9 protein-coding genes are annotated in these 13028 nt (G+C 57.6%); all 9 read right to left on the minus strand.

Annotated features, from left to right (window positions below; genetic code table 11):
* Positions 1 to 18 precede the first annotated feature (18 nt).
* The 9 genes from gltB to SM130_RS19020 all read right to left on the minus strand — a co-directional run bounded on the left by gltB (position 19) and on the right by SM130_RS19020 (position 12870).
* The gene (gene gltB, locus SM130_RS18980) at positions 19 to 4467 is read right to left on the minus strand and encodes a glutamate synthase large subunit (RefSeq protein WP_102826229.1); all 4449 of its coding nucleotides are present in this window, start codon (positions 4465 to 4467) and stop codon (positions 19 to 21) included.
* Between the two features lie 172 nt (positions 4468 to 4639).
* Complete coding sequence (locus tag SM130_RS18985) at positions 4640 to 6196, minus strand: AAA family ATPase (RefSeq protein ID WP_102826230.1); 1557 nt, start codon at positions 6194 to 6196, stop codon at positions 4640 to 4642.
* 10 nt (positions 6197 to 6206) lie between these two features.
* The gene (gene aroB / locus SM130_RS18990) at positions 6207 to 7310 is read right to left on the minus strand and encodes a 3-dehydroquinate synthase (protein ID WP_102826231.1); all 1104 of its coding nucleotides are present in this window, start codon (positions 7308 to 7310) and stop codon (positions 6207 to 6209) included.
* Between the two features lie 23 nt (positions 7311 to 7333).
* Positions 7334 to 7879: a shikimate kinase AroK gene (gene aroK, locus SM130_RS18995; RefSeq protein ID WP_102826232.1), complete on the minus strand. Its 546-nt coding sequence runs from the start codon at positions 7877 to 7879 to the stop codon at positions 7334 to 7336.
* Positions 7880 to 7884: 5 nt separating this feature from the next.
* Positions 7885 to 10035 carry a type IV pilus secretin PilQ gene (gene pilQ, locus SM130_RS19000; RefSeq protein WP_102826233.1) on the minus strand — a complete coding sequence of 717 codons (2151 nt, stop codon included), beginning with the start codon at positions 10033 to 10035 and terminating at the stop codon, positions 7885 to 7887.
* Positions 10036 to 10089: 54 nt separating this feature from the next.
* Entirely contained in the window at positions 10090 to 10617 is a 528-nt protein-coding gene (gene pilP, locus SM130_RS19005) for a type 4a pilus biogenesis lipoprotein PilP (protein WP_102826234.1), read from the minus strand.
* The gene (gene pilO, locus SM130_RS19010; protein ID WP_102826235.1) at positions 10614 to 11237 is read right to left on the minus strand and encodes a type 4a pilus biogenesis protein PilO; all 624 of its coding nucleotides are present in this window, start codon (positions 11235 to 11237) and stop codon (positions 10614 to 10616) included. The genes pilP and pilO overlap by 4 nt, the downstream gene beginning before the upstream one ends.
* Positions 11234 to 11806, minus strand: a complete 573-nt coding sequence (gene pilN / locus SM130_RS19015; protein WP_102826236.1) for a type 4a pilus biogenesis protein PilN — start codon at positions 11804 to 11806, stop codon at positions 11234 to 11236. The genes pilO and pilN overlap by 4 nt, the downstream gene beginning before the upstream one ends.
* Positions 11806 to 12870, minus strand: a complete 1065-nt coding sequence (locus tag SM130_RS19020; protein WP_102826237.1) for a pilus assembly protein PilM — start codon at positions 12868 to 12870, stop codon at positions 11806 to 11808. Before SM130_RS19020 ends, pilN begins: the two co-directional genes overlap by 1 nt.
* Positions 12871 to 13028: the final 158 nt, after the last annotated feature.

The following is a 13028-nucleotide window of genomic DNA, read 5'->3' on the forward strand; positions in this document are numbered from 1 at the left end:
GCCTGAAGCGGCTTCTTGTTATTGCGGGTTGGCCCGGGTGCTCGACAGCAGCGAGGCCAGGTTGGCCGCCTTGGGCTTGACCAGCCAGAAACGACGCAAGTAGTCGTCGAGATTTTCCAGCAGTTCAGCCCCCCACTCACTCGCGGTTTCAGCAACGTATTCACGCAGCACATCTTGCAGGTGGCTGCGATAGGCTTCCATCGCCTCGCCGGTGATGCGCTGCAAGTTGACCAGTTCGTTGTTCACGCGGTCGACAAAACTGTTGTCCATATCCAGCACGTAGGCGAAACCACCGGTCATGCCCGAGCCGAAGTTATGCCCGGTCTTGCCCAGCACGCAGACGAAGCCGCCAGTCATGTATTCGCAGCAATGGTCACCGGTGCCCTCGACGACCGCATGGGCGCCAGAGTTGCGTACCGCAAAACGCTCGCCTGCCGTACCAGCGGCGAACAGTTTGCCGCCCGTGGCACCATACAGACAGGTGTTGCCGATGATCGCCGAATCCTGCGAACGATAGCTGGCGCTCTGTGGCGGCGTAACCACCAGCTTGCCACCAGTCATACCTTTACCGACGTAATCGTTGGCGTCGCCTTCGAGATACAGGTTGAGGCCGCCGGCGTTCCAGACACCGAAGCTCTGCCCAGCAGTACCCTTGAAGCGGAAGGTGATCGGCGACCCGGTCATGCCCTGGTTGCCATGCTGGCGAGCAATTTCGCCGGACACACGGGCACCGATGGAGCGGTCACAGTTACAGATTTCCAGTTCGAACTCGCCACCGCTCTTGGTATCGATGGCACCTTTGGCCAGCTTGACCATCTCTTCGGCCAGCAATCCCTGGTCGAACGGCGGGTTTTTCTCGACCAGGCAGAACTGCGGCTTGTCGGCCGGGATATGGCTGCTGCCGAGCAGCGGCGTCAGATCCAGATTGTTCTGCTTGGCTGTTTCACCCGGCAGCACTTCGAGCAGATCGGTACGGCCGATCAGCTCGCCCAGGCTGCGTACGCCCAGCTTGGCCAGCCACTCACGAGTTTCTTCGGCAACGAACTGGAAGAAGTTGACCACCATATCGACGGTGCCGATGAAGTGATCCTTGCGCAGCTGCTCGTTCTGCGTGGCAACACCGGTGGCGCAGTTGTTCAGGTGGCAGATACGCAGGTATTTGCAGCCCAGCGCGATCATCGGCGCGGTGCCGAAGCCGAAGCTTTCGGCGCCGAGGATCGCCGCCTTGATCACGTCGAGGCCAGTCTTCAGGCCACCATCGGTCTGTACGCGGACCTTGCCACGCAGGTCGTTGCCACGCAGGGTCTGGTGGGTTTCGGCCAGACCGAGCTCCCACGGCGAGCCGGCATAGCGGATCGACGTCAGCGGCGAAGCGCCGGTGCCGCCGTCGTAACCGGAGATGGTGATCAGGTCGGCATAGGCCTTGGCCACGCCGGCGGCGATGGTGCCGACACCCGGCTCGGCTACCAGCTTGACCGAAACCAGCGCCCGCGGGTTGACCTGCTTGAGGTCGAAGATCAGCTGTGCCAGATCCTCGATGGAATAGATATCGTGGTGCGGCGGCGGGGAGATCAGCGTAACGCCCGGTACCGCGTAACGCAGCCGCGCGATCAGACCGTTGACCTTGCCGCCGGGCAACTGGCCGCCCTCTCCAGGCTTGGCGCCCTGCGCCACCTTGATCTGCAGCACTTCGGCGTTGACCAGGTATTCAGGCGTTACACCGAAACGGCCAGTCGCGACCTGCTTGATCTTCGAGCTACGCTCGGTGCCGTATCGGGCGGGGTCTTCACCGCCCTCACCGGAGTTCGAGCGAGCGCCGATGCGGTTCATCGCCGCAGCGATGGCTTCGTGAGCTTCCGGCGACAGCGCGCCCAACGAGATACCCGCCGAGTCAAAGCGCTTGAGGATCGCCTCCAGCGGCTCGACTTCTTCCAGGGCCAGCGGCTGCTCGGCCACCTTGACCTTGAGCAGGTCGCGCAGCATCGCCACCGGACGCTGGTCGACCAGCGCGGTGTACTCCTTGAAACGGCTGTAGTCGCCGCTCTGCACGGCTATCTGCAACGCGCTGACCACGTCCGGGTTGTAGGCGTGGTACTCACCGCCATAGACGAACTTCAGCAGACCACCCTGCTGGATCGGCTTGCGGCTGCTCCAGGCTTCGGCAGCGAGCGCCTTCTGCTCGGCCTCGAGGTCCTCGAAACGGGCGCCCTTGATGCGGCTGGCAACGCCCCGGAAGCTGAGCTCGACGATTTCATCGGACAGGCCAACGGCCTCGAACAGTTGCGCGCCACGGTAGGACGCGATGGTCGAGATGCCCATCTTGGAGATGATCTTCATCAGTCCCTTGGAGATACCCTTGCGATAGTGCTTGAACACTTCGTAAAGGTCGCCCAGCACTTCGCCGGTGCGGATCAGATCGCCCAGCACCTCAAAGGCAAGGAACGGGTAAACCGCTGTAGCGCCGAAGCCGATCAGCACCGCGAAGTGATGCGGATCGCGGGCAGTAGCGGTTTCCACCAGAATGTTGCAGCTGCAGCGCAGGCCGGTCTCGACCAAGCGATGGTGCACCGCACCCACCGCCAGGGAAGCATGCACTGGCAGCTTGCCTGGAGCGATGTGACGGTCGCTGAGAACCAGCAGGACCTTGCCGCCCCGCACACCTTCCTCAGCCTGGTCGGCGATGTTGCGAATCGCCGCCTCAAGACCGATGGTTTCGTCGTAGTTAAGGTCGATGACCAGACGCTCGAAACCCGGGCGCTCCAGGTTCATGATCGAGCGCCACTTCGCCGGCGAGATCACCGGAGTTGTCAGGATGGCGCGGTTGGCGTGCTCCGCGGTTTCCTCGAAGACATTGCGCTCGGCACCCAGGCAGGTTTCCAGCGACATGACGATGGCTTCACGCAGCGGATCGATCGGCGGGTTGGTGACCTGCGCGAACTGCTGACGGAAATAATCGTACGGCGAACGTACGCGACGCGATAGCACAGCCATGGGCGTGTCGTCGCCCATCGAGCCGACCGCTTCCTGGCCTTGCTCGGCCAATGGTCGCAGTACCTGATCGCGCTCCTCGAAGGTGACCTGGTACATCTTCATGTACTGCTTGAGCTGGTCGGCATCATAGAAGGCCGAGCCATGATCGTTGTCGTCCAACGTCGACTGGATGCGCAGCGCGTTCTGACGCAGCCACTTCTTGTAGGGCTGCTGTGCCTTCAGGCGGTTGTCGATATCGTCGGTGTGCAGCACCGTGCCGGTGTGCGTATCGACGGCAAGGATCTGCCCCGGGCCGACACGACCCTTGGCCAGGACGTCCTCGGGTTTGTAATCCCACACGCCAACTTCGGAGGCGAGTGTGATGTAGCCGTTCTTGGTGGTCACCCAACGGGCAGGACGCAGGCCGTTGCGATCGAGCAGGCAGACCGCATGTCGACCGTCGGTCAGCACCACGCCGGCGGGGCCGTCCCAGGGTTCCATGTGCATGGAGTTGAATTCGTAGAACGCCCGTAGATCGGGGTCCATGGTTTCGACGTTCTGCCAGGCCGGCGGAATGATCATGCGCAGCCCGCGGAACAGATCCATTCCGCCGGTGACCAACAGCTCAAGCATGTTGTCCATGCTCGATGAGTCGGAGCCGGTGCGGTTGATCAGCGGCGACAGGCTTTCCAGATCAGGCAGCAGCTCATTGGCGAATTTCAGGCGACGCGCCTGTGCCCAATTGCGGTTGCCGGTGATGGTGTTGATCTCACCGTTATGCGCGAGAAAGCGGAACGGCTGAGCCAGGCGCCATTGCGGCATGGTATTGGTGGAGAAACGCTGGTGGAACACGCAGATAGCCGTCTCAAGACGCTCGTCACCCAGGTCGGGATAGAACTGCGCCAAGTCGGCGGGCATCATCAGGCCTTTGTAGATGATGTCCTTGTCGGAGAGACTGCAGACATAGAAGGCGCTGTCGTCAGCAAGCGCGACCTCGGCCCGACGCCGCGCAAAGAACAGTTTGATACCGAACTCGCGCTCGTCCAGTCCGTCGCCGGAGACGAACACCTGCTCGATTCGCGGCAGACGCTCGAGGGCCAACTGGCCCAGCACGCTGGTATCGATTGGTACTTCGCGCCAGCCGATCAGGGTCAGGCCTTGCGCAACGATTTCTTCGCTCAGACGAGCACGGGCTTGATCCGCCTTGCTGGCATCCGGATTCAGAAAAATCATCCCAACGGCGTACTGCACCGGCAGTTCGGCGCCGAAATGCTCCAACGCCTTGGCACGCAGGAAGGCGTCCGGCTTCTGCATCAGCAGACCGCAGCCATCACCCGTTTTGCCATCGGCGTTGATGCCGCCGCGGTGAGTCATGCAGGTCAGGGACTGAATGGCAGTCTTTAGCAGGTGATGGCTCGCCTCGCCCTGCATATGGGCAATCAGGCCGAAGCCGCAGTTATCCTTGAACTCTTCAGGACGAAACAGACCTGCTCTCATAGGCACTCCACCAGCTAAATGCGTTGTAAATCAACCCCTTATTGACGGGTAGAAAATCACCCCGTCATTCACGTGGGCAAAAGGGGGAGCAGTTTACAAAGCCCGCTAGATCGGCACAATTTATTTTTGCAAGCCCCAAAAAGGTGCGCTGCGCACTTTTTTGGGGCATTTTTCATCGTGACGGCGTCATTTCCTGCTGTACGCTGGTCATGCTTCGCACCCAGGGCTTCCCAGCCTGCAGCGAAGCGGGCAATGACTTGACCGCCGCCACTGCCGCTGCACGGTTAGCAAAATTGCCGTAAGTGACGACATAGAGCGGCTTGCCTTCATGTTGCTTGGCAAAATAGCGATAGCTACCACCGTGCTGTTGAACGAGCGCCTGGGCATTCTTCTCGACGCGCGTACCTAGGATTTGAACCAGATAATTGCTTCCCGGCTGACTCGCATACCAAGCGCCGTGACCCGAGCTGGCCGGGGCCGCTGCAGGCGCAGGGGCGCGCTCAGCGACATTCGGCCGCACCGGAGGCGCTACGGGCGCTGGGGCTGGGGCTGGGGTAGCGACTGGCGCCGTAGGAGCCGGCTGGGCGCGCTCGACTGGAGCTGGAGCTGGAGCTGGAGCTGGAGCTGGAGCTGGAGCTGACATCGTTGGGGCAGTCGAATCCGGGCGGGAAGCTTCTTCCTCCTCATTTCCGGCCACAGCCGCAAGCGGCTCACGGATCACTGGCTGCGCATCTCCGCCCAAAGGCAGCGACAACGGACGCTCTTCACCATCGAACTCGATTGCTGTCTGCCGGTCTTGCCCGGCGGAACCATCAGCTGGCGAGCCATCGAGGGGCAGATTCGTGACTGCCGGAGCAATTGGAGGCTGCTCACTGTCGCCGCCACGCAGTGCCAGAAAGCCAACCGCGACAACTGCAATGACTGCCGCGGCCGCCAGCAGATGCTTTTTGGGCAGCGGCAACGCCATCCCACCCTTCTTGCGACGACCACGGCGACTTTGTATAGCAGCAAGCAACTCGTCACGCGCCACTTGATTGATCGAACCAGGCCAGCCTCCGGACTGCTCGTGGATGCGGACTATCTGCTCTTCATTCAAGCACTCAATACCGCTGCCTGCACCCTCGAGGCGCAGCGCAAGATATTCCCGCGTTTCGTCTTCCTCGTATGGCTGAAGTGCAATGGTGTGATAGCGCTCTTCGCCCTCGCTCAGGGCCTCAAGCCGCCCGGCAAGTGAAGGCTCGCCAAATAGAAATACATGCGGACGCGCCTCGGGACTGCCGGCAGCCAGCCGCAACAGGGTTTCAACCGCGGCCCCGGTTAGGCACTCGGCATCATCCACCAATAGGTAGACTTCCTGGCCGGTCAGGGCGAGTTGGGTCACTTGCAACATGATGCCGTCGAAATCAGCAGCCGGGCTATTCAACGCCTGAGCGATCTGCGCGAGCAACGCACTGGCATCCGTTGTGCCCTGCGGCGTAATCACCACGCTTTGTACAGACTGTTTGTTGCTACTGGCCACGAGCGCCTGACGCAGTAGCGTCTTACCACTACCTTCCGGCCCGGTGACCAGCAGCAGCAATTGGCTGTACCGAGCCAGATGGTGAAGCTGCCCCAGCACCGGCTTGCGCTGCGCAGGGAAAAATTTGAAGCCCGGAACGCGAGCAGCGAAAGGATCATGGCTGAAGCCATAGTGATTCAGAAACGCGTCGTCCGCAGACAAACTGGTCATGGAAATCTTCTTATGCTCCCAAATGTTCCGTCATTGCACCGTAATTGGCGCCCAAAGTGCTCTCTAATACGTCGCGCGGAAAGTCACCGGTTACAACCGCCTCGCCGATTTGGCGCAGCAGGACCAGACGCAACCGGCCGTCCAGAACCTTCTTGTCGACGGCCATGTGCTCAAGGAAATCTTGCGGCTGCATTTGCGCGGGAGGAGTGACTGGCAGTGCCGCGCGCTGCAGCAATCGAATAGCGCGGTCACGCTCCGCCTGAGCTATCCAGCCAAGCTGACATGACATCTCCAACGCCATTACAGTTCCCGCTGCGACAGCCTCACCATGCAGCCACACGCCATAGCCCATATGCGTCTCGATCGCGTGACCAAAAGTGTGACCCAGGTTGAGAATTGCCCGCACCCCGGACTCGCGCTCGTCGGCGTTCACAACCTTCGCCTTTGCAGCACAGGAGCGATGGATTGCCTCGGTCAGCGCCATGGAATCAAGCGCCCGGATCTTATCGATATTGGCTTCGAGCCATCCAAGGAACGGCTCGTCGCAGATCAGCCCGTATTTAATGACTTCAGCAAGACCCGCCGATAACTCGCGCGGCGGCAGGGTTGCCAGGGTCGTTGTGTCAATAATCACCGCACGCGGCTGATAAAACGCACCGATCATATTCTTGCCGAGCGGGTGGTTGATCCCAGTCTTGCCGCCCACCGAAGAGTCGACTTGCGACAACAATGTGGTAGGCATCTGAATGAAATCGATGCCGCGCTGGTAACTGGCCGCTGCAAAACCTGCCATGTCGCCAATAACACCGCCACCCAGCGCGATTACCGTAGTGTTACGGTCATGCCTGGCACGAAGCAGTGCGTCGAAGATGAGCTGTAGGGTCTGCCAGTTCTTGTGACCCTCACCATCAGGGAGAACCACAGGAGTAACAGCGTAGCCGGAAAGTGTCTGGGTCAGTCGATCCAGATACAGCGGCGCAACGGTCTCATTGGTGACAATGGCTACCTGCCGACCACGAATTCGATCAGAAAGAAGCTCGGCGCGATCGATCAACCGCTCGCCAATATGGATGGGATAGCTACGCTCGCCGAGATCGACCTGAAGAGTCTGCATGGGGCCCCCAACAATAAAGGGGCCTAGGATAGCGCAGATTCATCCTGGCTTTCACGGGGAGGCAGCGAGGCAAGCCGATCGAGAATTTCCATGACCACCAGTCTCGGTGGGCGCTCGTCGGTCTCGATGATGATGTCTGCGATTGAGCGATACAAAGGATCGCGAACGGACATAAGCGCAGTCAGAACACTGCGAGGATCGTTAGTCTGTAATAGCGGCCGATTGCGATCACGAGAAGTACGCTCGAGTTGCTGGTCGACCGACGTACAGAGATAGATGACTCGCCCACCTTCACGAAGCGCTCGCCGATTATCGTCTTGCAACACCGCGCCGCCGCCAGTGGCGAGCACCACACCTTCCAGCTGACAAAGCTCCGCGATCGCCACGCGTTCACGCTCGCGAAAGCCTGCCTCCCCCTCGACATCAAAAATCAGGGGGATGCTGGCCCCGGTCCGCTGCTCGATCTCCTTGTCGGAGTCCTTGAACGGCAGACGCAGCTCTTTGGCAAGCAAACGCCCGATGGTGCTTTTTCCAGCACCCATCGGGCCTACAAGGATGAAATTGTGCATCTATCTCAGCGACTGACCTGTATCGCCTGATTATTCATGATCCGAGGAGTGATGAATACAAGCAGCTCAGACTTTCGATCTTGCACCAGATCACGGCGGAAAAGCCGACCAACGAATGGTAGATCACCAAGGAACGGCACCTTGTCCACCGACTTGCTTTGTGTATTGGAGAACACACCACCAATGACGATGGTTTCACCATCAGTAACTAGAACCTTGGCGTTCACTTCGTTTTTTCGGATGGCAGGCACACCGCCAGTGCTCGCCGCCTGAGAAAAGTCAGGCTCATCCTTAGTTACCTTAACCTCCATGATGATGCGGTTGTCTGGCGTGATCTGTGGTGTGACCTCCAGCGAAAGAGCTGCCTCCTTGAAAGAGGTACTAGTAGCTCCACTCGAGCTAGCTTCTTGATACGGGACCTCTGAACCTTTCAAAATTTTCGCGGTTTCCTTGTCAGCTGTCACAACTTTTGGTTGCGACACTACTTCACCGTTGCCAGTTTTCTCCATTGCAGAGAGCTGAAGATCCAAAATAGCATTGTTAGTAATGAACCCTAACCCTATACCTGAATTAGCCCCAATCGCCCCCATATCAACGAAGGGGCTATTCATAGGCACCTCAGGTATACCTGGAAAGCGCCCGACTTGGCGAGACGGCCGATACCCATCGTCTCCGGGACTGCCGCTTGCATCGGGATCATCAGCCACACCTAGCTGCCCATTTTTACCCCAGGCGTTCCATTTATCGCCAGCCCACAAGTTTCCTCCCCAACGAACGCCCAGGCTTTTGTCGTAGTCGACGTTGGCTTCTACGATCCGCGCCTCGATCATCACCTGTCTAACGGGAATATCAAGCTGCGCAACGATACGGCGAAGCTCGTCAAGCCGATCCTGCGTCTGATAGGCGATAATATTGTTCGTACGATCATCTACCGCGATGGATCCCCGATCCTCTGCTGAAGCGGCGTTATTGGTAACAGATTGAAACAACCGGGCAATGTCGGCGGCCTTGGCATAATTTACCTGCACCACTTCCCGACGCAGCGGGGCGAGTTCGGCAATCTGTCGCTGCGATTCCAGTTCTTGGCGCTCACGAGCGGCGATCTCGTCTGCAGGAGCGACTAAGAGCACATTGCCTACCTGCCGCTTATCAAGCCCCTTGGTCTTCAGCACCAGATCCAAAGCTTGGTCCCACGGCACGTTCTGTAGCCGCAGTGTGATGTTGCCGCTAACCGTATCACTGGCTACTAAGTTCAGATCAGTGAAGTCAGCTATCAACTGCAGCACGGAACGAACATCAATATCCTGGAAGTTAAGCGAGAGTTTTTCGCCCGAATAGGCGAAACGGTCAGCCTTGCGCTTGTCAGCCTCATCCTCGGTTAAAGGCTTGACGCTGATTGTCAGCTTGTCGTCTGTCTGATAGGCCAAGTAATCATAACGCCCTACCGGCTCGATCGCGATGCTGGCCTTACCTGCCTGCGCTGTGGAGTCGACAAACCGTACCGGTGTAGCGAAATCCTGAACATCTAGACGAACGCGCAGCGACTCGGGCAACTGCGTTTTGTCGAATGTGACGCGAATCTTGCCACCCTGCTCTTCAATGGTGGGGCTTATCGACGGATCGGACAGGCTGATAACTATATTTCCAGCACCGTCATCACCACGACGAAAGTCGATATTTTCGATAGCCTTACTAGCCAGTGAAGATTTAACAGGCGCGGAAGGAACTGATGAAACTGCAGTCGCTGCAGAAACCGCAGCAGAACTACCAACTCCAGCACTCTCGCCCAACACCACAAAGAGATTATTGCCATCTACCCGCGTCGAGTAAGGCACAAGCGAGGTCAAATTGATTATGAGCCGTGTGCGCCCTTGAGCCTCGACAACGGTTACGCTTCGCGCATTGCCAATTCCAAGCTCACGATTCTTAGTCCCAAGATTGTTCGAGACACCAGGAAGATCAACCGCGATGCGTGCGGGCTGGTCCAGCGTGTATCCACGCGGCGACGCAACAGGTTCGTCAAAAGCGAGTTTCAGCTCGACACGATCGCCAGGCAGCGCAGCAACATCAAGAGTATTAAGCTTGGCCGCCAACAGTGCGGGCGAGATGAACGCTGCCAGCAGAGCAACGCCTAGACGTGAAAGAGTAGTATTCATAAATTGCTTCCGTTGTGCAGACCGGTAAAGGTTTTCCATGCTTTTTGCCCCGCGCTAGCCGCGCTCTTTCAAAGTCAGACTGCGCGGGCGCTCAAGCCACCCACCCTCCCCATCAGGAACGATTTCCACCACCTCTATTCCGGCCTCACTGATTTCGACGATGGAGCCGTGGTTACGCCCCAAATAATCACCGATCTTGACTCGATGAACCCCATCGCCGCCTTTGATTAGTGCATAACGGCCCGCGCCATTGGTCAGCGTACCGACCATGGTGAAATTCTCGATATTGAAACCTTCAAGAAACTGCTTCACCCGCGACTCGTCAGGCTGAATGTCTTTCGACCCCTTCTGGCGCTTTGCCAGATCGAGCTTCACTGGCGGCTGGAATGGATGACGCAATGCAGCGGCACTATAAGTAAAGGCCTCATATGGAATAAAGGCGGGCAAAGGCTCGATAGCCCCTTTCGGCTTCGCTCGCACTTCTTCCATATATCGCTGAAGGTCATTGAAGTCAGTGGTGCCGCCACAGCCCGACAGGGCCGCCACACTCAAGCCCAGCATAACCATTCGCCATCCGGTCATTTCTGCAGCCCCTTGTCGTTGTAGCGATAAGTCTTAGCTACGATGCTCATTCGCAGCTTCGATGCAGCCTCATTTTTCTCCGGCTTTATTTCGAAGTCATGCAAAGTGACAATTCGAGGCAGACTCGAAACACCGCTGACGAAGGTAGCCAAGTCGTGATACCCGCCTACAACCTTAATATTTATTGGCAATTCAATATAAAACTGCTGCACAACTTCCGGCTGAAGCTTAATCTCTTCGAACTCCAAACCACTACCCAAACCCGTACGGGTTATATCTTCTAGAAGCCCAGGTACTTCCGTATCGCTTGGCAATTGACGAAGCAATGCGCCAAAAGATGTTTCCATTTCAGCCATCTGATCTTTATAAGCCTCGAGATTAGCAGCCTGGAACGCCTTGGTGGAAAACTGCTGTTTCAGAGACTCTTCTTGAGCTCGCTGCTGCTCCAAGTGAATCTGCATGTCTTGCAAATGAAAGTAATAACCCAAGCCGAGCACCACGGCGAGCAGAACAGCACCTGCTATAAATTTCACTGGACCGGGCCAGGAGCCCAGGTTATTCAGATCAAGATCCGCAAAATCGACCTTACGGAGACTATCCAACGAATCAGCCAGGCTCATGGCTTTGCTCCTTGCGTAGCTACGACTGGCTGCGTCTGCTGAACCGTCAACTGGAACACGTTCTCTTGATCTACAGCGCCGGCGGTGACAGCCTTGACCTCATTCAAATTGGGCGACTGGAGCCAGTCGGAGCCATCGAGATTTCGCATGAGGTTTGAAACGCGGTTGTTGGACTCGGCAGCCCCGACGATCGCTATGTTCTTTCCGTTCATTTTAAGCGAGGTGAAATACACCCCATCTGGCAGCGTTCTGACGAGCTGATCGAACACACGACCGATGATCGGTCGATTGCCCTGGAGATCCTGGATGATTTTCATCCGCTCCAGCAGCTGCTGCCTACGCTCTCTAAGCTCCTTAATTTCTTTGATGCGCGCATCAAGGACAGCGATCTCTTTTTTGATGAACTCATTACGAGCATTCTGTTGCTCAATCGCTCCTTGAAAGTAGCGATCACCAAGGAATACCAGGCCTGCCGCGACAACAAGCACGCCGACGAGAGAGACGAGAAAACGCTGCTTTCGCTCTTCCCGTAGCTGTTCACGCCACGGAAGTAAGTTGATTTGCGCCATCAGTCGAAGCTCCTCAGCGCCAAGCCACAGGCAATCATCAATGCCGGCGCATCACTGGCCAGCGCTCCCGCGTTGACCTTGCTACTCAAAGCCATATCGGCAAACGGATTCGCCACTAGAGTCTGCGTACCGATCTTCTGCTGGATCATGTGATCCAGACCGGAAATCGACGCCGTCCCGCCTGCGAGCAGAATGCAGTCGACATCATGGAATTGCCCAGCGGCGAAGAAGAACTGCAGCGAGCGAGAGACCTGCTGAACAACAGCCTCCTTGAACGGAACCAAGACCTCACTGTCATAGTCGTCTGGGAGACCACCTTGCTTCTTGGCGAGGCCGGCTTCCTCTTGGGATAGCCCGTAGCGCCTCTGTATTTCTTCCGTCAGTTGACGACCACCGAACAGCTGCTCCCGCGTATAGATCGTACGGCCGTTGTGCAACACGCTAAGGGTTGTCATCGTCGCACCGATATCCACAACCGCCACGGTGAGCTCGCCGTGCCCGGCTCCCAACTGAGAGGCCAGCAGGCCGTAAGATCGCTCAAGCGCATAGGCTTCAACGTCAACCACTTTGGCGGTGAGCCCAGCCAGCGCCAAGGCCGCCTCGCGAATTTCGACGTTCTCTTTGCGACACGCTGCAAGCAGGACTTCAACACGGCCTGGGGCACGAGGTGCTGGGCCCTGAACCTCAAAGTCGATTGCAACCTCTTCGAGCGGGTAAGGGATGTACTGGTCTGCCTCGATCTTCAACTGATTCTCGAGCTCCTCATCGGACAGCCCGGCATCCATCTCGATCATCTTGGTAATGACCGCAGATCCCGAAACAGCGACTACGGCAGACTTACACCCTGTCTTAGCCTTGGCTACTACGCGCTGCAAAGCCTGACCAACGCCCTCAAGCTCGGCGATGTTCTTTTCGACCACAGCGTTCGGCGGAAGCGGCTCAACGGCATACGCCTCGACACGGTACCGATTACCTGATCGACTTAATTCGAGGAGCTTGACTGAGGTCGAACTGATATCGATCCCAAGCAGCGTGTTCGCTTTCTTAGTGAAGAGCCCTAGCACGACCGATTTCCTATCTTATCCGCTACTTACGGATTAATTATGTTTAACCACATTAGATAACAGCCTTGACAGAAGCGCAAATGGCTACCCGGCAAAAAAAACGCATATAATGTGAACGGTTTTCCTTTTCAGCATCGCCGCCACTCCTCCCCCCAAAA

It is taken from the genome of Stutzerimonas stutzeri, from assembly GCF_038561965.1.
Lineage (GTDB): Bacteria > Pseudomonadota > Gammaproteobacteria > Pseudomonadales > Pseudomonadaceae > Stutzerimonas > Stutzerimonas stutzeri_AA.

Coding starts and splice junctions, on each gene's coding strand:
- gltB (WP_102826229.1), bottom strand. CDS start 4,467: ATGAGAGCAGGTCTGTTTCGTCCTGAAGAGTTCAAGGATAACTGCGGC.
- SM130_RS18985 (WP_102826230.1), bottom strand. CDS start 6,196: ATGACCAGTTTGTCTGCGGACGACGCGTTTCTGAATCACTATGGCTTC.
- aroB (WP_102826231.1), bottom strand. CDS start 7,310: ATGCAGACTCTTCAGGTCGATCTCGGCGAGCGTAGCTATCCCATCCAT.
- aroK (WP_102826232.1), bottom strand. CDS start 7,879: ATGCACAATTTCATCCTTGTAGGCCCGATGGGTGCTGGAAAAAGCACC.
- pilQ (WP_102826233.1), bottom strand. CDS start 10,035: ATGAATACTACTCTTTCACGTCTAGGCGTTGCTCTGCTGGCAGCGTTC.
- pilP (WP_102826234.1), bottom strand. CDS start 10,617: ATGACCGGATGGCGAATGGTTATGCTGGGCTTGAGTGTGGCGGCCCTG.
- pilO (WP_102826235.1), bottom strand. CDS start 11,237: ATGAGCCTGGCTGATTCGTTGGATAGTCTCCGTAAGGTCGATTTTGCG.
- pilN (WP_102826236.1), bottom strand. CDS start 11,806: ATGGCGCAAATCAACTTACTTCCGTGGCGTGAACAGCTACGGGAAGAG.